The organism is Gammaproteobacteria bacterium (genome assembly GCA_035501935.1).
Lineage (GTDB): Bacteria > Pseudomonadota > Gammaproteobacteria > JAJPIJ01 > JAJPIJ01 > JAJPIJ01.
On sequence record DATJVC010000033.1, the window covers coordinates 61,564 to 82,914 of the forward strand.

Sequence of the window (21,351 nt, forward strand, 5' to 3'; positions counted from 1 at the left end):
GATTCAATATGTTTGGGGAAGTCGAGTGGACAACTTGGGGATAACTAATGCCAACCCGCGTTACAGAATGGTTACAGAAAAAATAGAAACAACTGTGAATAATCCCGGTCCCAGGTCGGTGGATTACTAAAGCTTGTGGTTTTTCATAATTTCAAGATGAGCGTCAATCCATCCGCCAATGGCAACATGCTCAACTTGATCCGATCATCGGCATGCACGTGGGCATTGAAGGCGCGCAAGGCGCAGGTCGCACCGTCGTTCTGCCCGGGATCAGCGACCTTGCCATCCCAGAGCACGTTGTCCACCATGATCAAACCGCCGGGGCGCAGCAGTTGCAGGCAGGCCTCGTAGTAGGCAATGTAATTTTCCTTGTCGGCGTCGATGAAGACGAAATCGAACCCACCGCCTTGTCCGTCCGCCAGCAATTTGCCCAGCGTGTCGAGTGCGGGGGCGATGCGCAGGTCGATTTTCCCCGCCACGCCGGCCCGCGCAAAGTAACGCCGGCCGATGGCGGTCCATCTTTCGCTGACATCACAGGCGATGAGCCTGCCGTCTGCCGGCAGGTGCAGGGCGACGGACAGCGCGCTGTAACCGGTGAACACGCCGATCTCGAGCGCCCGGCGCACACCCATCAACTTCACCATCAGAGCCATGAACTGGCCCTGTTCCGGCGCAATTTGCATGTTCGCCTCCGGCAGGCGCGCTGTTTCCTCGCGCAGTTCGCGCAACAGCGCCGGTTCATGCAGCGAGACCGCCAGCAGATAGTCATGGAGCGGCCCGGTCAGCGTGATGGTCTTGTTGCTCATGGCGATCCCCCGGCGGCGCGGGCATGGGCCACCTCATCACGGATATACGAGGGCAGGGCCTCAGCGGCATCCACGATGTCGTTTGCGAGATAATATCCCCGCGCCAGCCACGCCGTGTGGCGGGCACGGGGAAAGCGGTCAGGAATTACGGATTTCAAGGCCTGTCCGCAATGCCGGGCCAACAGACCGTCCGCCGCGGCGAATCCGGAACCGGCACCCACCCAGGTTCCCGGCGGCAGCGCGGGCGCCGAGGCCGGCGCGCAGACCTGCTCCGGCAGCAGCGTTGTCGTCTGATGTTCCCGGATTTGATATCCGCCCAGATACACTTCATCCCGGCGGGCGTCGAAAGCACCGAGCACAAATATATCGCCGGCCTCCCCGCAGTCGCAAGCCAGCGTGGCCAGGGACGACACCGGCACGAGGCGCAAGCCGGTGCCGAGCGCGATTCCCTGCATGACCGCCGTGCCGATGCGCACGCCGGTGAAGGCGCCGGGTCCCCGCCCGAAGGCAAGAACGTGCATATCCCGCAACCGCAGCCGGGCCGCCGCCAGCACCGCTTCGATCATGGGCAGGATCAACTCCGCATGGCGCTGCGGCGCGATCTCAAAACGCTCATGGATCGCGCCGTCAGTCAGCACCGCCGCCGAGCAGGCCTCGGTGGCGGTGTCGATGGCCAGAACGTTGACGGCATCCGCACTCATGCCGTCATTATTCCATAACTTCCCGCAAAGCTTTCCCTGCTCACGTATAATTCCCGTCCATGTTCCGCCCCCTGCCGGTTTACATAGGAGCACGCTATACCCGCGCCCGGCGCCGCAATCATTTCGTCTCGTTCATCTCCGCCACCTCGGTGCTGGGCGTGGCCCTGGGGGTGGCCGCGCTCATCGTCGTGTTGTCGGTAATGAACGGGTTTGAGCGCGAACTGCACCGCCGCATCCTGGGCGTGCTGGCGCATGCCACCGTATTTCGGCGTGTGCACGTCATCTCCGACTGGCCGGCGCTGACGGAGCGCCTGTCGCGACTGCCACACGTCACCGGCGCCGCGCCGTTTATACGCTCCGCGGCGATGATCACGCACGCGGGCAGCGTCAATGGCATCGTGATCTACGGCATCATGCCGGGCATGGAGGAGCGTGTTTCCGTAATCGGCGATCATCTGACGCAGGGGCGGCTCGCGGATCTGACGCCGGGCTCGCGTCGCTTGATACTGGGCCGGGCGCTGGCGGAGAAACTGCACGCGCGCGTAGGCGACTCCCTGAACGTGGTCGCCCCGCAGCCCGGCAGCAGCCCGGATGAGATCATCCCGGAATTGCAGCGCTACACGGTCGCCGGCATTTTCGACGTCGGCATGTATGAATTCGACTCAACGCTGGCACTCATGCATCTGGACGATGCCGCGGCGCTGTTCCACATGGGGCGCGGCGTCAGTGGCGTGCGGCTGCGCTTTGACGACGCGCTGGCGGCGCCGGTGCTGAAAGACGCGGTGTCGCAGGCGCTGGGCGATGATTACATCGTCGCAGATTGGACGCAGTTCTACGTCAATTTTTTCAAGGCGCTGAAGAGTCAGAAGTCGATGATGTTCATCATCGTGCTGCTGATCGTGCTGGTGGCGGCCTTCAATATCGTGTCCATGCTGGTCATGGTGGTGCGCGACAAGCTGGCCGACATTGCCATCCTGCGCACCCTGGGACTGGCCCGGCGGCGGGTGATGATGGTGTTCATCACCCAGGGCATGATTATCGGCGGCGCCGGCGCGCTGGCCGGCGGTCTCGGCGGCATTTATCTCGCCCGCCACATACAGGACATCGCCCATGGGATCGAGGAATCCCTGCACATGCGTTTTCTGCCGCCGGACGTCTATTTCCTGAGCCGGGTGCCGTCGGACATCCATGGGCTCGATGTCACTGTGATCGTAATCACGGCACTGGTGCTCTGCCTGCTGGCCGCTATTTATCCCGCGTGGCGTGCGGCCGCCTCGCCGCCGGCGGAGGCCTTGCGTTATGAATGACGTCCATCCCGGTTAAGCATTGCATGCACCTGTCATTGCCAGTCAGCATCGGATTGCGTTATCTGCGTGCCAGGCGCCGCAACCGGTTCATCTCTTTCATCTCGTTCAGTTCACTCCTGGGTGTGACGCTCGGCATCATGGCGCTAATCGTGATCCTGTCGGTGATGAACGGCTTCGAGAAGGAATTGCGCGGCCGCATCCTGGGCATGACGGCCCACGTATGGGTGCGTCCGCCCGCGGAGGGGGAGGTCCTGTCCGATTGGCGCAATTTGCAGGATCGATTGCGAATGCAGCCGCGGGTGCAGGCGATCACGCCGGAGGTGCAGGGCGAGGCCATGATCGTACACGCGGGCTACATCAATGGTGTGCAGTTGCGCGGCATCCTGCCGGAACAATCGCAGGCCACATTCATTGCTGACAAGATGGTGGAAGGGAAATTGCAGGATCTTGCCCCCGGCCGGTTCGGGATCATTTTGGGCGAGGGCCTGGCGCGGGCACTGCGCGCCAATGTGGGCGACAAGGTGACGGTCATCTCGCCGCAACCTGTTGCCACGCCGGCTGGCATATTGCCGCGCTCGAGGCGGTTCACCGTGGTCGGCGTGTTCGAGGTCGGGACGCAGGAATATGACACTGCGATGGCGGTGGCGCACATGCAGGATACGGCGCGGCTGTTTCGTCTGCCGGAGGGTGTCAGCGGGCTGCGGCTCAAGCTTGACGACGCCTTTGCCGCACCGGCCGTGGCCGCGGCCCTGAATGCCGTCGCCGACGGCCGTTACCGCGCCGTGCCGTGGACCGAGGAGCACGTGAGCTTCTTCAACGCGTTGAAGACGGAGAAGGTGATGATGTTCATCATTCTGTCGCTGATCGTGGCGGTGGCGGCGTTCAATATCGTCGCCACGCTGGTCATGGTGGTCATCGACAAGCAGGCCGATATCGCCATCCTGCGCACGCTGGGCCTGCGGACGCGGCAGGTCATGCAGATTTTCATCGCCCAGGGAGCGGTGATCGGCGCTTTCGGCATGCTGCTGGGCGGCGCGGCGGGCGTGGTACTGGCATGGAATCTTCCGGCGGTCATGCGGACGCTGGAACAGTCGCTGCACTTCAAGGTGTTCGATCCAACGGTGTACTACATCAGCGACATTCCCTCCGATCTGCGCTGGCCGGACGTTGGCGTGGTGCTGACGGTGGGTGGCCTGCTTTGTTTTCTGGCGACGCTCTACCCGGCCTGGCGCGCGGCCCGCACCCAGCCTGCGGAGGCATTACGTTATGAGTGAGGTCGTCCTGTCTTGCCGGGAGTTGCAGAAGACCTTCATCGACGGCCCGCTGCGGGTGCCGGTGCTGATGGGCGTCGATTTGGAAGTTGCCGCCGGAGAGCGGGTGGCGATCGTCGGCGCCTCGGGCTCGGGCAAGAGCACCCTGCTGCACCTTCTGGGCGGCCTGGATGTGCCGACGGCGGGCAGCGTACGGATCCTGGGGCTGTCGATGAGCGCGCTCCCCGACGATGAACGCGGGCGGCTGCGCAACCGCGCACTGGGTTTCGTCTATCAGTTTCACCATCTGCTGGCGGAATTCACCGCCCTGGAGAACGTTGCAATGCCGCTTTTGATCGCCGGCCAGCCGCCGGCGAACGCGGCCCCGCGCGCCGCCGAGATGCTGACACGGGTGGGGCTGGGCGGGCGCCTGGCCCACAAACCCGGCGAATTGTCCGGCGGCGAGCGACAGCGCGCCGCCATCGCCCGCGCGTTGATCAATGCGCCCACCTGCGTACTGGCCGATGAACCCACCGGCAACCTCGATCGCGACACCGCCGGGCAGGTGTTTGCCCTGATGCTGGAATTGAATCAGAAACTCAAGACCAGTTTGGTCGTGGCGACGCATGATCAAAAACTGGCCGCACAGATGGATCGGGTGTTAATGCTTGAAGGCGGCAGGTTGCGCCCGCACAAACTCTGAATTGCCGCCGGCGATGCTCAGGCCCTCAGTGTCCAGGCGCGACGAAGGCCGCTATTCGCTGGTTGCAGTAGCGCTGGCCTTTCTGCTGGGAGATCTGTTCCTGCAGATGCAGGCCCGTCTGCCCCATCCATTGTGGACGCTGGCTTTACCGATCGTCGGGCTGGCCGTGTCATATCGTCCGGCATGGATGCCCCTGTTCTGGGCTGTGGCTGGTTTCTGCTGGGCGCTTCTGCGCGCGCACTGGTTTCTGTCCGTGCAACTGCCACCGGCACTGGAAGGCGAGACAGTGATCATGGAGGGACGTGTGAGCGGTTTGCCGGAGCAGGCTGAAGACCGCTACCGTTTCGCATTCGACACGGAAACGTTGTTCCGGCAGGGACGGGAGCAGCCAGGTTGCGGGCGGGTGCGGCTGGACTGGTCCCACCCGCCCGAGGACCCTCGCAGCGGCGAGCGCTGGCGGCTCGCAGTCCGGCTGAAGCGGCCGCATGGCCTGTCCAATCCCGGTGGCTTCGATTACGAGAAATGGCTCTACCAGGAGGGCATCCACGCGACCGGTTACGTGGTCGATGAGGAACCCGCCCGCCGGCTCGCCGCGGCCGGCATGTCGGTGGACGCGTTGCGTGCCGGTCTGCGGTCGCGGTTGCAGGAAGCCATCGGTTTTCACCCGCTCTCCGGCGTGGTCATTGCGCTGGCCATCGGCGCGCAGGATGGCATCGGTCCCGAGCAATGGCGGGTGTTCTTCCGCGCCGGCGTCGGCCATCTCATCGCCATCTCCGGCCTGCACATCGGCCTCCTGGCGGGCCTCGGTTATTTCCTGGGCGGATGGTTGTGGAGCCTGCCGGGGCGCACGTTGCTTTTAGTCCCCGCGCCGCGCATCGCCGCGCTCACCGCCTTCCTGGCGGCGCTGGCCTACGGGCTGCTGGCGGGATTCTCCGTGCCCACCCAGCGCACCGTGATCATGATCGGCGCGGCGATGTGGGTGCTGTGGGCACAACGCCCGCGGCGCGAACTGGACAGCCTTATGGCGGCATTGATTGTGGTGTTGCTGATCGATCCGGCAGCGGTGCTGGCGGTGGGATTCTGGCTGTCGTTTGTCGCCGTGGCGATCCTGCTTTACAGCACCGGCGGGCGCCGTGGGCGGGGCGGTTTGTGGTGGAAACTGGGGCGCACGCATCTGGCCATTGCCATCGGCCTCGCACCGCTCATGATGCTGTTGTTCGAGCAGAACCCGGTGCTGGGACCGCTGGCCAATCTGGTGGCCGTGCCGTGGGTCAGTTTCGTGGTCGTGCCGCTTGTGCTCGCCGGCACGGCGTTGCTGTTATGTTCGCCCTTCCTCGGCTACTGGTTCCTGAGCGGCGCGTTGCTGGCGCTGCAGGGTCTGTGGAAGTTTCTGGAACCTCTTGCGGGCTGGCCGGGGGCGGTGTGGCACCAGGCCGCCCCGGCGCCGTGGGTGAGTGCAGGCGCGTTCGTGGGCGCGGCGTTGCTGCTGCTTCCGCGCGGCATTCCGGGCCGTGCGCTGGGATTGCTGTGGATGTCGCCACTGCTGTGGTCCGGCCTGGAGCGGCCGCCTCCGGGTGAGGCTTGGTTCACGCTGCTGGATGTCGGGCAGGGGCTGTCGGCGGTGGTACAGACACACGCGCATGTGCTGGTCTACGACACCGGGCCGGCGCTCAATCCACGTTTCGATACCGGCAGCAGCGTGGTCGTGCCGTTCCTCTATCACGAGGGTGTGCGGCGGATCGACATGCTCATGGTGAGCCACGGCGATAATGATCACATCGGCGGCGCAGCCAGCATATTGCGCGAATTTCCCGTGGGCGGCGTGTTGAGCAGCGTGCCTGAGCGGCTGGCGTACGCCGGCGCGCGTCCCTGCGAAGCCGGGCAGCGCTGGCGCTGGGACGGCGTCGAGTTCGAGGTTCTGCATCCTGCGCCGGGTGAATTTTCCTCTGGAAACAATTCCTCTTGCGTGCTGCGCGTCGCCACGGCGGCGGGTGCGCGGTTGCTCTTGACCGGCGACATCGAAGCTCCCGCCGAACGGGAACTGGTGCGCGCGCAGCCAGCGGCGTTACGCGCCGAGGCGCTGGTGGCGCCTCATCATGGCAGCAAAACCTCCTCGACGACGGCGTTCGTCGACGCGGTCGCGCCGCGCTACGTGTTCTTTCCGGTCGGTTATCGCAATCGTTTCCATCACCCGCATCCCAGCGTGCGCGCCCGCTATCGCGACGCTGGCGTAACGGCGCTCGCCACCGACGCCGATGGCGCGATTAGCTGGCGTCTGGGCGGGGAGGCAGCCCCGCCCGCCGGCTACCGCCGCACGCACCAGCACTACTGGAACGCAGACTGACCCTTTTCGCCGGCGTCATCCTCTGCTATGGTCTGCGCCGCGGCACATCACTTACGACGGAGATCGCACGCCGGTGTTTGAGATTATGAAAACGGGCGGCTGGGTCATGCTGCTCATCGTCCTCAGTTCCGTTGCCGCCCTGGCCATCGTGGTGGAGCGGCTCTGGTCACTGCAACGCCATCGCATACTTCCTGATAATCTGGTCGGCCAGGTCTGGCAAATGGCACGGGGGGGCATTTTGGATGCGCGCCGCATCAACGAATTACGCATCGGCTCGCCGTTGGGAAAGGTGCTGGCCGCGGGGCTGATCAATCGCCACCACGATCGCGCCGTCATGAAGGAGGCCATCGAAGAGGTCGGGCGCCATGTCGCGCACGACCTGAGCCGTTATCTTGACATGCTGGGCTCGATCGCCGCCGTTTCGCCGCTGATGGGATTGCTCGGCACCGTGTTCGGCATGATCCGAATGTTCTCGGCGCTGAATCTGCACGGCGCCGGCGATCCGCAGGCGCTGGCCGGCGGCATCGGTCAGGCGCTCATCACCACCGCCGCCGGATTATGCGTGGGCATCCCGGCCCTGCTTTGCCACCGTTATCTGCGCGGCAAGGTGAACGGGCTGGTGATGGACATGGAGCAGGAGGCGATCAAGATGGTGGAGATTCTGCACGGCGATCGCGAACGCGAAGGCGTTTACGGTGAGCCGGATGAGCCGCTGGCCAGGCCGGCCGGCGCACGGCGCACGCCGCGTATGCGCCGTCCGGCGACCACAGACCGCATCGAGTGACATCAACTTATGAATTTCATCGGCAACGCGACGGACGACAACATCGACATCAACGTCACTTCGCTGATTGACGTGGTGTTGCTGCTGCTGATCTTTTTCATGGTATCCACTACGTTCCTCAATCCCAACCGCATCAATCTCACCCTGCCCAAGGCCAGTGACAACAACGCGGAGCAGGAAAAACCCCATGCCATCGAAGTCAGCGTGGACAAGGAGGGGCACTACGCGATCAATGGGCAGATACTGGTGAATTCCCAGCCCGAAACGCTGAAACGCGCCCTGAGCGAAGCGGCCAAGGATTTGAAGGAACCGCCGGTGATCGTGCAGGCCGATGCGCAAGCAACGCATCAAAGCGTCATTCGCGTCCTTGATGTGGCCGGTCAACTGGGGTTGGTGCACATTTCCTTCGCCACCGAAACCCCGCCGGATCAGAGCGAACCCTGATCGCGTGGTCATGGGGTTATCAGATCGCCTGCAGGAACTTTGGTACCAGCCGCATCCCCTCAGCGCCATGCTGTTGCCGCTGTCCTGGATTTACAGCGGCGCAATGTTGTTGCGGCGGCAGATCTATCTCACCCGCCTGATCAATCCGGAGGCCTTGCCTGCGCCGGTCATCGTGATCGGCAATATCACCGTGGGCGGCACCGGCAAGACGCCACTGGTGATCTGGCTCCACCGGTTCCTCTCCACCCAGGGTTACAAGCCGGGGATCATCAGCCGGGGCCATGGTGGCCGCGCGCGGCAATGGCCGCAGCAGGTGCGGCCTGACAGCGATCCCGCGACCGTGGGCGACGAGGCGGTGCTGCTGGCGCGCCACACCGCTGCGCCGATCGCCGTGGGCCCGGATCGTCACACGGCCGCCGAGGCGCTCATCCGCCACCAGGGCTGCGATCTGATCCTGAGCGACGACGGCCTGCAACATTACGCGTTGCGGCGGGATATCGAAATCGCGGTCATCGACGGTATCCGCCGTCACGGCAATGGTTATTGCCTGCCCGCCGGGCCGTTGCGCGAACCAATCTCGCGGTTGCGCGACGTGGACATCATCGTGACCCACGGCATCGCCGGCCGTGGCGAATTCCCGATGAAATATGCCCCCGGCGTTCTGCAACCGGTTGCGCGCAGTTCGCGATCACGCCAGCATGCCACGCCCGGGCCCCAGGAGGTGCACGCCGTGGCCGGCATCGGCAATCCGGATGATTTCTTCCATTTATTGCGCGCGCTCGGCTATCAGCCGCGCTGCCACAGGTTTGCGGATCATCATGTGTTCCGGCGCGAGGAGATTAACTTCAATGATGACCTGCCGGTCATCATGACCGAGAAGGACGCGGTAAAATGCGAACGCTTCGCCGGGATGGAGCATTGGTATCTGCCCATCGAGGCGGAATTACCCGCCGTCTTCGAACGGCGCCTGCTGGAACTGCTGAGGAGGAAGGGATATGGACGCCAAGCTGCTGGAGATCCTGGTCTGCCCCGTGACCAAGGGGCCCTTGATTTACGATAAAGAGAAACAGGAATTGATTTCGCGCTCGGCCCGCCTGGCCTATCCGATCAAGGATGGCATCCCGGTGATGCTTGAAGATGAGGCGCGTACACTGACGGACGAGGAGATGGAACGTCTTGCCAAATAACACGGGCAGTGCATCCCCGACTCCATGAAGTTCAAAGTCATCATTCCTGCGCGTTACGACTCCACCCGGCTGCCCGGTAAACCGCTGCTGGATCTGGGTGGCAGGCCGCTCATCCAGCGCGTTCACGAACGGGCGCTGGAAAGCGGTGCCGAGGCGGTGGTAATCGCGACCGATGACGAGCGCATCAGGACAGCGGCGGAGAAATTTGGTGCCCGCGCATGCATGACCGCGGCGACGCACGCCTCGGGCACCGATCGCATCGCGGAGGTGGTGCAGCGCGAGGGTTATGCCGACGACGACATCATCGTGAATCTGCAAGGTGACGAACCGTTGATGCCCGGACTCGCCATACGGCAGGTGGCGGAATTGCTGATGGCGGATTCCGCGGCCGACATGGCGACGCTCTGTGAGCGCATCACCGCGGTGCAGGACGTTTTCGACACCGCCGTGGTAAAGGTGGTGGCTGACGTGCAGGGCAGGGCATTGTATTTCAGCCGGGCATCCATCCCTTGGGATCGCATCCAGTTTGAAGGCGACACCACGGTCAACTGGTCGCTGTCACAAACATATTACCGGCACATCGGCATCTACGCCTATCGCGTGGGTTTTTTGAAGCGCTACGCCGCCCTGCCGCCCTGCGCCATGGAGCAGACCGAGAATCTGGAACAATTGCGAGCCCTCTATTATGGCGCGCACGTTGCAATTGCCGAGGCGGCGGAACCCACCGGCTTTGGCGTGGACACGCCCGCCGATCTGGAACGCCTGCGCCGGATATTGAGTTCAGTTTGATGCACGGCTGGCAGCCGCGATGAGGACCCCGCGATCCAGCCTGCCGTCGTGGAGGGCGGTGGCGACCAGGACACCATCCACATGCGCCTCTTCCAAGCGGAGCAAATCATCGATCCCGCGCACGCCGCCCGCTGCGTAAATCCGGTAGTGCCGTCCTTCAACGGGATGTTCCGTCAGTCGGCAATAGTGCGGACCGGCGCCGGTGCCGACGCGATCCAGTTCCATGACTAATACGGCATCCGGCCACAGTTCCGGATGATGTTCGAGCTCCGCCGGCCCGCGGAAGCGGCCTTGCAGGTAATCCAGCGACAAAATGTATGGTTTCCTGATCGTTTGTCGCAATGCCCGATACTTATCCAGGCTGCCGATGCTTTCACTGCCGAGAACGGGAGTGATGTTGCACCTGCCTTCCAGCCAGGCAAGCTCTTCCGGTTGCGAGAAGCCGGCGTCAAGCCAGAATGCGAGCTCTTGATGGTGGTCACAGAGCATATCGATGGTGGCGCGGTTATCTCCCCAACCCATGATGCGGTCGATATCGGCGAGATAAAACGTATCGAAGGCGTACAGGGAACGCAGCGACTCCAGGACTGCGGACAATTCACTGGAATTGCACAGTTTGCTTGTCAACGGCCGGTATTGCCGCCGTTGTCCGGCAATGGCGCGCACAGCCTGCCCAGCCTTGATGTCAATGACCGGGACGATGTGCATCAGGCGTTCAGGAATCGGCCAGTTTCTTCAAGGCGACATAATCGATCTTGCCGGTGCCCAGCAGCGGCAGTGTCTTTAAATGCGCGATCTTGCGCGGCACGGCCAGTTCCGGCGCACCCAAAGCCCGCGCCGCCTGCGCCAGCGCCTCGCGTTTCAGTGACCCGTCGGTGGTGAAAAGCACCAGCGACTCGCCACGCTTGAGGTCGCTCTGCGTGCTGACGGCGTGTTGGTGCTGGGGCGAAGCGGTTGCGGCAATGTTTTCGACCGTCTCCAGCGACACCATTTCGCCGGCGATCTTGGCAAAGCGTTTGACGCGGCCCTTGATGGTGATGAAACCATCGCCGTCGATCTCGACCACGTCGCCGGTGTTATACCAGCCGAGGCCGTACTCGGTGCGCGGCGGCTTGAGCGTCCCCGGATGATCGTGGAGAAAATAACCCAGCATGATGTTTGGACCGCGCACGTGCAGGATGCCGCCGTCGGCAATGCCGGGCACGGCGTCGAGCCGGTATTCGATGCCGGGCAGCAACGTGCCGACCGAGCCGGGCCTGTTCGCCATTGGCGTGTTGACCGCCAGCACTGGCGCGCACTCGGTCGCGCCATAGCCTTCAAGGATGCGCAGGCCGAATTTTTCCATCCAGATTTTACGGACTTCGTCATTCAGTTTCTCTGCGCCGGCGACCACATAACGCAACCGGTAGAAATCGTAAGGATGGGCAAACCTGGCATAGTTGCCGAGAAAGGTGCTGGTGCCGAACAGCACGGTGCAACCGCGGTCGTAGATGATTTCGGGGATGATGCGGTAGTGCAGCGGTGAGGGATATAAAAACAGTTTGCACCCCGTCACCAGCGGCATGATGGCGCCGCAGGTCAGGCCGAAGGCGTGGAATACCGGCAGTGCGATTAAAAATTTGTCCGCCGGCGAGAAATCGATGACGGCGCGCACTTGCGCGATGTTGGCGAGCAGGGCGTTGTGGCTGATGGCCACGCCCTTGGGCCTGCCCTCCGATCCGGAGGTGAACAGCACCACCGCCGGCGCATAGGGCGAGGTTTGCAACGTCGCCCGGCGCGGGAAGAGCAGGGCGGACAGCAGCCATAACTTATCCCGCCAGGTCAGCAGGCCGCGGAGATCCTCCAAATAGAACACCCGGACGTTTTCCAGTGCGGCCACTGTCCCGGTCAATTTCGCAGCGTGCAGGAATTTTCGCGAGGTGATGATGGTTCGCACCCCGGCCACGAAGCAGGCGTTCTGCATCCCCTGCGTTCCGGCGGTGTAGTTCAGCATTGCCGGTATGCGGCGGAAGGCGCTCATGCCGAAGATCAGGCAGACCGTGGCGCTGATATTGGGTAACAGAAGCCCAACGCATTCGTTTTCGCCAGTGAACTTGCACACGATGCGGCCCAGCGCGAGGCTGGTCCCGAGCAGATGGCCATAAGATTCCTCCTCCTGCCGCATGTCTTCCAGCAACAATGTACCGCGGCCATGCACGGCGATGGCGTCGAGAAATGCCGAGAATAATGTCTGTTCCGGACGCGAGGCGAAGATCATCTCCTGCATCAGCCGGCGCAGCGCCTCACCGGCCTTCTTGCGGCGCAGTTTGGCGGTGGGCGCATCGGGCATGGCCAGGCGGGTGGTCGGCAGCATCGTGAGTGTGATGCGCGGAAACAGCGCGCGCGGGTGGCGGCCGGAAAGCCGGCTGAAGTAGGACCTCGCCGGCCCGTCCAGCCGCACCGGCAGCAGGGTGGCGCCGGTCCGGGCGGCGACGAATGCCGGCCCCTCATAAACCTTCATCAGGCTGCCGGTGACGGTGATGCGCCCCTCCGGAAAAATGACCACCGGCTGGTCGGACTCGAGCAACGCGATGACTTTTTTCATCGCCATCGGACTGGTCGGATCGACGGCCAGATGCGGAACGTAACTCAGGATGAAGCGGAACAGCGGGTTCCTGAGCACCTGCGTGTGAACGACGAAGGTCGGGCGCAGGGGCAGGAACAGCCCGAGCAGCAGACCGTCGAGAAACGATTCATGATTGGCGATGACGAGCAACTTGCCGTTGTGGCCGGCGCCGACGTTGCCCTCGACGCGAACGCGGAACAAGAGTCCGCACAACCAGCGTAAACAAATCCGTAACATCACCATACCCTCGATGCGGCGTCGGGGCATTGTAGCTGCAGCCCGGCGGTCACTGCCACGGGCCGTAGTAAACCACCCATGTCATGGTTGGTGAAATAAAGATGACGATGGCACCCGGGCTGGATGGACAAAGCCCGGGATTTATTCAACAGGCGGGCGGGGCGCGGTGGCGGCCTTTTCGCCGCCGAAATCCCGAAGAACTTCCTCGGAAAATTTAATTATCTTCCAGCCCGCGTCTGTTTTTCTCACGGTGACTTCGTGTTTCAGCAACCAGGCCGGTTCCCAATTACTGAACGAATGCTGGTAAGACTTTTCCGTGACGACCAGGTATACCTCGGCACCATCATCGGAGGTCGTCTGCGACTCGATGGTTCTCTCCAATTTGATCATCGGGGTAAATGGTGTGCCCGCCGGTCTGGTTTCTGCAATGACGCCTGCCGGCGATCCCAGATTGATTTCCCGCCCGAGCAGGGTCATTTTGCGCGGCAGGCAAAGATTGTCCACGTATGATTTCGCCCCGGCATCCACCAGGGCATACATTTCTCCGCAATCGCCATTCATCTGCGCCGACACCAAATGCACGTAAGCATCATAGGCCTGGGATTTTCCGGATTCACAGCCCGTTGACCCAAGGTAAAGCGCGCACAACAAAAAAGGAAGCGCCGGTTTGCCGATGATCAACTTATTTCCCGCTTTAACGCGGCGGTTCTAACAGGGTGATCTGCTAACGGGCACGGAAGGTGATGCGGCCCTTGCTCAGATCATAGGGGGTAAGTTCAACGGTGACGACGTCGCCGGTCAGGATACGGATGTAGTGCTTGCGCATTTTGCCCGAGATGTGGGCGGTGACGACGTGACCATTCTGGAGTTGAACGCGGAACATGGTATTGGGCAGGGTCTCGATGACCTTGCCTTCCATTTCGATGTGTTCTTCCTTGGGCATGGCGTGTTGCTGCAGCTCCAGTGATTTTTTTGGGATCCGTGATCCTTCGCGGTACAGGGACGTGCCGCCATTTTCGCCGGCCTGAGCCATTGAAAATGGAGACGATCAAAAACCGCGTTTTTTGATCGCCGTGCCCTGAGAAATCCCGGATGGACTTATTCAGGGCCGGATGACAAGGCGCGCATTGTGCACCAACGAGCCGCTAAAGAACAGTCCACGAGCGGTTCATCAGGGCGCCGGGCACTCACGGGTCCAGCGCCCGCCCCAGAAATATTCCATGGGCTGGTAATCATATTTGTAGCTCATCTTGCGGCAGTCTTTGATCCAGTAGCCCAGGTAGAGCCAGGACAATCCCTGTTCCCTGGAGCGGATGATCTCGTAGAGCACGGCGTATTTACCCAGGCCCCGGGCCGACAAATCGGGATCATAATAGGTGTAAACCGCCGACAAGGCATCGTCGAGCACGTCGACAACGGCGACGCAGATCAGCCGCCTGTCAAGCCGCATTTCCAGAAAACGCGTGTTAACCCAGGCGGCGGTGAGGAATTCTGTGTAGTGACGGACATCGCCGTCGTCCATGCCGCCGCCGGGATGGCGGTGCTTCAGATAACGCTGATACAGCGCGTAATGCTCCGGGTCATAGACGGGCGCTCGTTCGCTGACAACGAGGTCCTGATTTTTCTCCCAACAGCGCTCCTGGTGCCGCTTCATGCGGAACTCCCGCACCGGCAGACGGACGGGAACGCAGGCATGGCAGGGATGGCAGTGCGGACGATAAAGATGCCCGCCGCTGCGGCGGAAGCCGTGCGCGGAAAGCAGGCTGTAAAGCGCCGTGGTTTTGGGGACGGCCGGATCGGCGAACAACGTCGTGGCCTGCCGATCCGGCAGATAGCCGCAGGGATGGGGCGGCGTGGCGTAGAACCGCAGCAGGCCGGCACGCGTGGGCTGATTCATGGAGGGGCCACGCGCCAGGCGTCAGGGGCCGGCGGCTGCTCACAATACCGGTCCAGATAGGCGATGAAGGTGGCGCGCGGGATCATTTCGGCCCCCAATGTCTGCAGATGTGAATTATGCACCTGGCAGTCCATGAGCGCATAACCCCACACTTGCAGCCAGCGGCACAGATGCGCCAACCCCACCTTGGAAGCGTCCGTCAGACGGCTGAACATCGACTCGCCGAAGAACACCCGGCCCAGGCTCAGGCCGTAAAGGCCGCCCGCCAGTTTACCCGCATGCCAGCACTCGATCGAATGCGCACGACCCAGTTGATGCAGGCGGGTGTAGGCGCGTTGCATGTCGGGATTCAGCCAGGTACCGCCGCCGCCCCGGCGCGGTCCGGCGCAACCGGCCAGCACGCCCTCGAAGTCGCGATCCCAGGTGGCCGTAAACCGCCCGCGGCGCATGGTCCGGCGCAGGCGCCGCGAGATATGCATGCGTTTCGGGAATAACACGCAGCGCGGGTCGGGCGACCACCACAGAATGGGCTGATGCTCGCTGTACCAGGGGAAGATGCCGCGCCGGTAGGCGGCCAGCAGGCGTTCGGCGCTCAAATCCCCGCCCGCCGCCAGCAACCCGTCGGGCTCCTGCAGGGCCAGATCCAGCGGCGGAAAATCCGCGGCGTAACGTTGCAGCCCAAACCAATACAGCGGCTGTGATTTCACGCCGCCTCCGTTGCCCGCCGGTACGGCGAATGCTGCTCAAGCGCCGTCATGTACTCTTGCATGGCCCTGGTTTCGCGCTCCAGAAAATCAGCGACGGCGAGCGCAAAGCGCGGATCACGCAGCCAGTGCACCGACCATGTCGGCACCGGCGCAAAGCCCCGGCTGATCTTGTGCTCGCCCTGGGCGCCGGCATTGAGCTGTCGCAAACCCTGACCCATGCAATAGTCCATGGTTTGATAGTAGCAAACCTCGAAGTGCAGGTGACGCTGGTTTACCCGGCAACCCCAATGCCGGCCGTACAACGTGTGCGCGTCACGCATCGCGAAGGCGCCGGCGATATAGGCGCCATTCTTTTTGGCCATGAACAGCAGGGTTTGATCGGGCAGGGCGCGCCCCAGGTGCATGAAGAACTCGAGCGTCAAACGCGGTTCGCCCCATTTGCGGTGAAAGGTTGAGCGATAGAATTCGTGATAAACGCGCCAGGTCTCTTCACTGATCATCGGTCCGGACAACACCTCCACGGTAATCCCGCTCTCTTTAATTTCCCGCCGTTCGCGGCGGATTTGCTTGCGGTGCTTGGAGTCCAGGCGCGAGAGAAAATCCTCAAAATCATCGTAGCCGGCGTTATGCCAGTGATATTGGCAGCCGAGACGTCGCAAGCCGCCCCGGGCGACCAGGCTGTCCGCGTCCGTTTCGTTGGGGAAGAGGCAATGCCATGAGGAGGCGGCGCGGTCGCGCATCAACTCCTGCGCCTGTTCCAACAGCGCGCCGCGCACGCGATCGCCGGCCACCGCATCCGGCGCCGTCAGCAGGCGTGGCCCGGCCACGGGCGTATAGGGGACCGCCGTGACCAGCTTGGGATAATAATTCCGCCCCGCGCGTTGGTATGCCTCCGCCCAGTCCCAGTCGAATACAAACTCGCCATGGGAGTTGCTTTTGAGGTATAGCGGCAGCGCCCCCACGAGCAGCCCGCCTTCATAAGCCAGGATGTGAACCGGCTCCCAGCCATGTCCACGCAGGCAGCCGCATTGCTCCAATCCCGCCAGAAACTCATGACGTAAAAAAGGCGTGGCATCGCTGGCCAGCCGGTTCCATGCCGCCGCCGGAATTTCCGTCAGCGAAGAACAGAGCTGGATGCGCAAACTGGGAACTGCGACCGCCGGGCGGACAATGGTCATGCGCTAATCGGGTGTGATGGTGATCGAACGACCCAGCACGCGCGTGACCGCCCGTTTGGAGCCGGTGAGGTCGAATGCGGTTTCTCCATAACCATGGTCCTTGAGGACATATCGAAAGGCCACATTGCCGCCGTTCATCAACTGGTGAAGCACCGGCGAATGGACGGCTCCACCCTCGATGCGTCCCAGGGTGAATTCGACCCAGTGATCGCCAGTGGTGCAGGCCGAGCCATCGTAGGATTTGTATTCGGCGGGTTCGCTGGCCACCTGAAACGTGGGGCAGGCGGCCAGACTGTCGAAGCCGGCGCGCAGAAGAAATCGCAAACGCACCTGATTCTGGGCGTCCCGGTATATGCGCAGGGCATCGCCGCTTGTATTACGAATGGCGGCGGATGCGGGGAGTTCCTTGCCGGGGTCAATGACCTGCCATTGCGCCCGGAGGGGGGCACAACATAGAAACAGCAACAGACCTGCCTGCGCTCGTTGCATCTTCTCGTTGGCGGATCGCTGAAAAATACGACACGGTGGATTTTCAACAATCCGTCGGCGTGTTGAGTATGATTTTAAAACAAGAGTAGCACAGGATTCTCCGAAGACCCGCCGTCAGTTAACGTTGAGCCGGCTTTCTGTGAACTGCAACGCAATTATATTGGCGGCTGGTTTGTGGGGTTCCAGAAATCTGTGGAAATGCTGGCAGTCGTCTGGCGACAGGCAGGCAAAAAAAACCCCGCATGCGCGGGGTTTTTTAATGAACACTTTTGTTGTTAGCGAGCAGTGAAGCTCTTTATGAACCTACGATTACTTCTTGACGTAGGTGATGGAGCACTTGGCTTCGGAGAAGGTGCCGCACACTGCCGGATCCTTCGCGCCGGTGCCAATCTTGCCACCTGCATAGGCACCCGTCGGGTCGCCACCATAAGTGAAGCCGGCGGGCATTTCGACATCATTGCCAGCCATGTCTTTGCCCTTCTCGGCAACCATGTAACCCGTGGACAGGTCGGTGGAGGAGAAAGGATTGGCGGCAAACGCTGCTGGGGTTGCGACCAGGGTGACTGCAAGTGCAGTCGTCAGTTTTTTAAACATTGTGAAACCTCCTAGGATGTTTGTTTTGCTTTGGGCGGCGCCAGACATAGGCTAGCTGCCAGACGTCACCATTGACAACAATAGCGTAATTAAAGGCGTTGGAAAAGCCCCTTTGGGTTCCTGTGATTGAGACTCGGCCGCAGTCCGGGGCTGCGGCGTTGCATCATATATTCGCTTATGGCTCGACGGCGGGAAATTTAAGTGCACAACGCGAGGCTGTGCATTTGCCGCTTGAATAAATAGTTACTTTAACTGTAATTACTAACCTGTTGTATAAACATATATAAAATTCATAAATTCATGTGCTTCCTTAATACATGTGGCGGACGGAGTATGATGTGTAGGTTCGATGGAAACGGGGGATTGGGAAAAAGTCTCGAATGAGTATGGGAATGTCGGCAACGGTACCCACGCGCTACTGGCACCGGCTGGAAGATGGCCGGGTGCAATGTGACGTGTGCCCGCGCGCCTGCAAAATGCACGACGGCCAGCGCGGATTGTGTTTCGTGCGCGCCAATGAGAATGACCAGGTCGTGCTCACCACCTATGGCCGATCCAGCGGTTACTGCATCGACCCCATCGAGAAAAAACCGCTGAATCATTTCCTGCCGGGCACGCCGGTCCTCTCTTTCGGGACCGCCGGCTGCAATCTGGCCTGCAAGTTCTGCCAGAACTGGGACATCAGCAAGTCGCGCGAGACCGACACGCTGGCCGATGCCGCCACGCCGGAGAAGATCGCGCGCGTGGCGCAGCAGCTCGGCTGCAGGAGCGTCGCCTTCACCTACAATGATCCCGTGGTGTTCATGGAATACGCCATTGATACGGCCCAAGCCTGCCATGAGCGCGGCATCAAGGCCGTGGCGGTCACGGCCGGTTATATCTGCCCGGAGCCGCGGGCGGAGTTGTACCGCCACATGGATGCCGCCAATGTCGATCTGAAGGCCTTCACCGAGGAGTTCTACTGGAAGATCACCGGCAGCCATTTGCAGCCGGTGCTGGAAACGTTGATCTATCTGAAACGAGAGACCAGGGTCTGGTTCGAGATCACGACGTTGCTGATCCCCGGCGAAAACGACGGCGACGCGGAACTGGAGGCGCTGACGCAATGGGTCATGGAAAACCTGGGGCCGGACGTGCCGCTGCATTTCACCGCATTTCACCCCGACTGGAAGATGCTGGATCATGCCGCCACTCCGCCCGCCACCCTGAGCCGCGCGCGGGACATCGCCATCAAGAACGGCCTGCGATACTGCTACACCGGCAACGTCCACGATGAGCGGGGCGGCAGCACTTATTGCCATCAGTGCGGCACGAAATTAATCGGGCGCGATTGGTATGTGATGACCCATTGGGCATTGACCGAAGACGGCCACTGCCGTCAATGCGGCGCCGCATGCGCCGGCGTGTTCGAAGGCAGGCCCGGCCAGTGGGGGGCGAAGCGCGTGCCGGTGCGGCTGGCCGATTACGCAAGCTGATTGTGGGAAATACGCCAAAGCCCGTGTCTGGCGGGACGGGCGTGTTTAATCAATAAGAAAGGAGCAGGGGATGACTTACCGGCATATTCGCCCGCCCGCGGGCGGCGCCAAGATAGCGATCAAGGACGGCAGGCTGGCCGTGCCCCCCAACCCCATCATCGGTTACGTGGAAGGCGACGGCATCGGGCCCGATATCATGCGCGCCTGTTTGCGGGTCTGGGATGCGGCGGTGGAAATCGCCTACAAGGGCAGCCGCAAGATTCACTGGATGGAGATGTTCCTCGGTGAAAAGGCGGCGGAAATGTATGGCGACATCTTCCCGGCGGAGACCCGCGATGCATTGCTGGAATTCGTCGTCTCCATCAAGGGGCCGCTGACCACCCCGGTCGGCGGCGGATTCCGTTCCCTCAACGTGGCATTGCGCCAGGATCTGGACCTGTATGCCTGCGTGCGGCCGGTGCGTTACTACCCCGGCGTGCCTTCGCCCTTGAAGCATCCGGAACTCATCGACGTGGTCATCTTTCGCGAGAACACCGAGGACGTTTACGCCGGCATCGAATACAAATCAGGAACGCCGGAAATGCGCAAGGTCGAGGCCTTCCTCACGGAGGGCATGGGCGCGAAGCTGTTTGAAGACAGCGGCATCGGCATCAAGCCCATGAGCCCCAAGGGCAGCAAGCGGCTGGTACGCAAGGCAATCCAGTACGCCCTCGACAACGATCGCGAAAGCGTCACGCTGGTGCACAAGGGCAACATCATGAAATTCACCGAGGGCGCCTTCCGCAACTGGGGGTATGAAGTGGCGCGCGATGAATTCGGGGATCGCACCGTCACCGAGGAGGAATTATTCAGCGTCCACGGCGGCAAATGCCCGGAAGGCAGGATCGTCATCAAGGATCGCATCGCCGACATCATGTTCCAGTTGATGCTGCTGCGACCAAACGAGTTCAACGTGATCGCCACGCCCAACCTGAACGGCGACTATCTCTCCGACGCCATCGCCGCCGAGGTTGGCGGGGTTGGCATCGCACCGGGCGCCAACATGGCGGATTACGTCGCGGTATTCGAGGCCACGCACGGCAGCGCCCCCAAATACGCCAATCAGGACAAGGTCAATCCCGGCTCGCTCCTGTTCTCCGGCGTGATGATGCTGGAGTACATGGGCTGGAAGGACGCCGCCGACCTCATCACTTTTGCCTATCCGGAGGTGATCCAGCAGCGCATCGTCACCTATGACTTCGCCCGGCAGATGGAGGGTGCGGTGCCGGTCAAGACCAGCGAATTTGCCACAGCGCTCATCGAGCAGATGCGCGGCGGCGTCGACTACGAAGCCAAGCGCAAGGCGCGCCTGCGCGCAATCGACGAGGAGCGCCACCAGCGCGAGGCGCAGCGGGTGCAGCATCCCTACAAGGAGATGGAAATTTCCGGACGCACGCCCAGCACGGTGGGCGATCTCATGAGCCGCTCGCTGACCATCAAGCCGGACACGACGGTGATGGATGCGATTCGGTTCATGAACGAGCGGCGCATCAGCAGCATACTGGTCGAGCCGGGTGCAGACGGACAATGGGGCATCATGACCATGCGCGACATCATCAAGAAGATCGTATTCGAGAACCGCTCGCCGGCGCGGGTCGTGGTCGAAGACATCGCCAGCAAGCCCGTCACCATGATGCCGCCCGACGCCTCATTGCACGAATGCGCCGAACGCATGCTTGCCCACCAGGTCCGCCGCATGGTGATCGGCGAGGAAGGCCACCCGGTCGGCATCGTCAGCGACACCGACATTTTCCGCATGGTGGCGCGCTTCGGCTGGACGGCCGAGTAACCAATCCCGCCGTCCTTTCCCAAATT

Annotated in this window: 22 protein-coding genes; 11 read left to right on the plus strand and 11 right to left on the minus strand. The window is 62.1% G+C overall.

Going from position 1 to position 21,351, the window contains the following annotated elements:
• Window positions 1-143: 143 nt before the first annotated feature.
• Both VMH34_08995 and tsaB read right to left on the minus strand, forming a co-directional pair.
• Window positions 144-806, minus strand: a complete 663-nt coding sequence (locus VMH34_08995) for a class I SAM-dependent methyltransferase (protein ID HTT08908.1) — start codon at window positions 804-806, stop codon at window positions 144-146.
• Window positions 803-1,507, minus strand: coding sequence for a tRNA (adenosine(37)-N6)-threonylcarbamoyltransferase complex dimerization subunit type 1 TsaB (tsaB, locus tag VMH34_09000; protein ID HTT08909.1), 705 nt, complete (start codon window positions 1,505-1,507; stop codon window positions 803-805). Before tsaB ends, VMH34_08995 begins: the two co-directional genes overlap by 4 nt.
• A 59-nt stretch (window positions 1,508-1,566) precedes the next feature.
• Between tsaB and VMH34_09005 the strand changes: the two genes are divergently transcribed.
• The 9 genes from VMH34_09005 (at window position 1,567) to kdsB (ending at window position 10,315) form a co-directional block, all read left to right on the plus strand.
• On the plus strand, window positions 1,567-2,814 hold the full coding sequence (locus VMH34_09005) for a lipoprotein-releasing ABC transporter permease subunit (GenBank protein ID HTT08910.1): 1,248 nt from the start codon (window positions 1,567-1,569) through the stop codon (window positions 2,812-2,814).
• 23 nt (window positions 2,815-2,837) lie between these two features.
• Window positions 2,838-4,088, plus strand: a complete 1,251-nt coding sequence (locus VMH34_09010; GenBank protein ID HTT08911.1) for a lipoprotein-releasing ABC transporter permease subunit — start codon at window positions 2,838-2,840, stop codon at window positions 4,086-4,088.
• Window positions 4,081-4,767 (plus strand): lipoprotein-releasing ABC transporter ATP-binding protein LolD, encoded by a 687-nt coding sequence (gene lolD, locus VMH34_09015; GenBank protein ID HTT08912.1) that lies wholly within the window; start codon window positions 4,081-4,083, stop codon window positions 4,765-4,767. Before VMH34_09010 ends, lolD begins: the two co-directional genes overlap by 8 nt.
• Before the next feature lie 28 nt (window positions 4,768-4,795).
• Window positions 4,796-7,111 (plus strand): DNA internalization-related competence protein ComEC/Rec2, encoded by a 2,316-nt coding sequence (locus VMH34_09020; GenBank protein HTT08913.1) that lies wholly within the window; start codon window positions 4,796-4,798, stop codon window positions 7,109-7,111.
• A gap of 85 nt (window positions 7,112-7,196) precedes the next feature.
• Window positions 7,197-7,895: a MotA/TolQ/ExbB proton channel family protein gene (locus VMH34_09025; protein HTT08914.1), complete on the plus strand. Its 699-nt coding sequence runs from the start codon at window positions 7,197-7,199 to the stop codon at window positions 7,893-7,895.
• Between the two features lie 9 nt (window positions 7,896-7,904).
• A complete protein-coding gene (locus tag VMH34_09030) occupies window positions 7,905-8,339 on the plus strand; it encodes a biopolymer transporter ExbD (protein ID HTT08915.1) in 435 nt (144 codons plus the stop codon).
• A 10-nt stretch (window positions 8,340-8,349) separates the two neighbouring features.
• Window positions 8,350-9,399 carry a tetraacyldisaccharide 4'-kinase gene (gene lpxK, locus VMH34_09035; GenBank protein ID HTT08916.1) on the plus strand — a complete coding sequence of 350 codons (1,050 nt, stop codon included), beginning with the start codon at window positions 8,350-8,352 and terminating at the stop codon, window positions 9,397-9,399.
• Entirely contained in the window at window positions 9,335-9,526 is a 192-nt protein-coding gene (locus VMH34_09040) for a Trm112 family protein (GenBank protein HTT08917.1), read from the plus strand. The genes lpxK and VMH34_09040 overlap by 65 nt, the downstream gene beginning before the upstream one ends.
• A 24-nt stretch (window positions 9,527-9,550) precedes the next feature.
• A complete protein-coding gene (gene kdsB / locus VMH34_09045; protein ID HTT08918.1) occupies window positions 9,551-10,315 on the plus strand; it encodes a 3-deoxy-manno-octulosonate cytidylyltransferase in 765 nt (254 codons plus the stop codon).
• On the opposite strand, the gene VMH34_09050 is transcribed toward kdsB, so the two are convergent.
• The 9 genes from VMH34_09050 to VMH34_09090 all read right to left on the minus strand — a co-directional run bounded on the left by VMH34_09050 (window position 10,307) and on the right by VMH34_09090 (window position 18,022).
• Window positions 10,307-11,023, minus strand: coding sequence for a HisA/HisF-related TIM barrel protein (locus VMH34_09050; protein ID HTT08919.1), 717 nt, complete (start codon window positions 11,021-11,023; stop codon window positions 10,307-10,309). The genes kdsB and VMH34_09050 overlap by 9 nt on opposite strands.
• A 7-nt stretch (window positions 11,024-11,030) precedes the next feature.
• On the minus strand, window positions 11,031-13,157 hold the full coding sequence (gene aas / locus VMH34_09055; GenBank protein HTT08920.1) for a bifunctional acyl-ACP--phospholipid O-acyltransferase/long-chain-fatty-acid--ACP ligase: 2,127 nt from the start codon (window positions 13,155-13,157) through the stop codon (window positions 11,031-11,033).
• Between the two features lie 141 nt (window positions 13,158-13,298).
• Window positions 13,299-13,739 (minus strand): hypothetical protein, encoded by a 441-nt coding sequence (locus VMH34_09060; GenBank protein HTT08921.1) that lies wholly within the window; start codon window positions 13,737-13,739, stop codon window positions 13,299-13,301.
• A 142-nt stretch (window positions 13,740-13,881) separates the two neighbouring features.
• Window positions 13,882-14,100, minus strand: a complete 219-nt coding sequence (gene infA, locus VMH34_09065; protein ID HTT08922.1) for a translation initiation factor IF-1 — start codon at window positions 14,098-14,100, stop codon at window positions 13,882-13,884.
• Window positions 14,101-14,328: 228 nt separating this feature from the next.
• A complete protein-coding gene (locus VMH34_09070) occupies window positions 14,329-15,054 on the minus strand; it encodes an arginyltransferase (GenBank protein HTT08923.1) in 726 nt (241 codons plus the stop codon).
• A complete protein-coding gene (aat, locus tag VMH34_09075; protein ID HTT08924.1) occupies window positions 15,051-15,761 on the minus strand; it encodes a leucyl/phenylalanyl-tRNA--protein transferase in 711 nt (236 codons plus the stop codon). Before aat ends, VMH34_09070 begins: the two co-directional genes overlap by 4 nt.
• Window positions 15,758-16,939 (minus strand): GNAT family N-acetyltransferase, encoded by a 1,182-nt coding sequence (locus tag VMH34_09080; protein HTT08925.1) that lies wholly within the window; start codon window positions 16,937-16,939, stop codon window positions 15,758-15,760. Before VMH34_09080 ends, aat begins: the two co-directional genes overlap by 4 nt.
• A gap of 3 nt (window positions 16,940-16,942) precedes the next feature.
• Window positions 16,943-17,428, minus strand: a complete 486-nt coding sequence (locus VMH34_09085) for a hypothetical protein (GenBank protein HTT08926.1) — start codon at window positions 17,426-17,428, stop codon at window positions 16,943-16,945.
• A gap of 309 nt (window positions 17,429-17,737) precedes the next feature.
• Window positions 17,738-18,022: a hypothetical protein gene (locus VMH34_09090; protein ID HTT08927.1), complete on the minus strand. Its 285-nt coding sequence runs from the start codon at window positions 18,020-18,022 to the stop codon at window positions 17,738-17,740.
• A gap of 386 nt (window positions 18,023-18,408) precedes the next feature.
• Between VMH34_09090 and amrS the strand changes: the two genes are divergently transcribed.
• Both amrS and icd read left to right on the plus strand, forming a co-directional pair.
• Window positions 18,409-19,497, plus strand: a complete 1,089-nt coding sequence (amrS, locus tag VMH34_09095) for an AmmeMemoRadiSam system radical SAM enzyme (protein HTT08928.1) — start codon at window positions 18,409-18,411, stop codon at window positions 19,495-19,497.
• A 70-nt stretch (window positions 19,498-19,567) separates the two neighbouring features.
• A complete protein-coding gene (gene icd / locus VMH34_09100) occupies window positions 19,568-21,325 on the plus strand; it encodes an isocitrate dehydrogenase (NADP(+)) (GenBank protein HTT08929.1) in 1,758 nt (585 codons plus the stop codon).
• Window positions 21,326-21,351: the final 26 nt, after the last annotated feature.